At 42.0% G+C, this 559-nt stretch carries 1 protein-coding gene; it reads right to left on the bottom strand.

All coding sequences use genetic code 11. From position 1 onward, the window contains the following. The coding region (locus JK635_RS15180) for a hypothetical protein (protein WP_202654808.1) at positions 1-559 on the bottom strand (559 nt) is incomplete at both ends.

The following is a 559-nucleotide window of genomic DNA, read 5'->3' as shown; positions in this document are numbered from 1 at the left end:
GTCAAAAATTGATATTTTGCATAAGCGGGAATATTTCCTAGAACTTGGCAAACTTTTCCTAAGCACTGCCTTATGTAGTCACTAGAATCAGCAAAAATAGCGGGATAGTAGTCCACTCCATCCGGTCCAGTTATACAAAACATACGACCCCATGTCATCGCAGTTTTAACTGATCGTTTACTAATTCCTCTGTATTTAAGGAAATCTGGTAACGTCAGCAGCTCCTTGGATTCAATTTTTCTTAGAACCGTTTCCGGATCTGTCACATGCCACTTATGTAAGTTTTCTTGACTTTCACACCTTAGTTGTTCGGCCCGTGCAAACTCCCTGGTCCGCATTTGCGCTTCTTGCGCCTTCAACCTGACTTTGAACGATTGGGCCGACTCTTCAATTTCTCGTAATTCAATTTGCTTTTCCAATGTTTCCAATTCGTCTACAAATTTGCTTAACAAACGTTTCACCATTTTGACTTCTAACTTTGGGGCGTTACCAAATCGAGCCAATACAGAACTAATCTGGTCAGGTGCAATCCCCTTGCTTGTCGCCGCTTCTGGAGTAA

The sequence above is a fragment of the Neobacillus paridis genome (assembly GCF_016765675.1).
GTDB classification, from domain to species: Bacteria; Bacillota; Bacilli; order Bacillales; family Cytobacillaceae; genus Neobacillus; species Neobacillus paridis.
The sequence above is the reverse complement of the archived record's forward strand: the minus strand, read 5'-3'. Positions and strand labels throughout refer to the sequence as shown.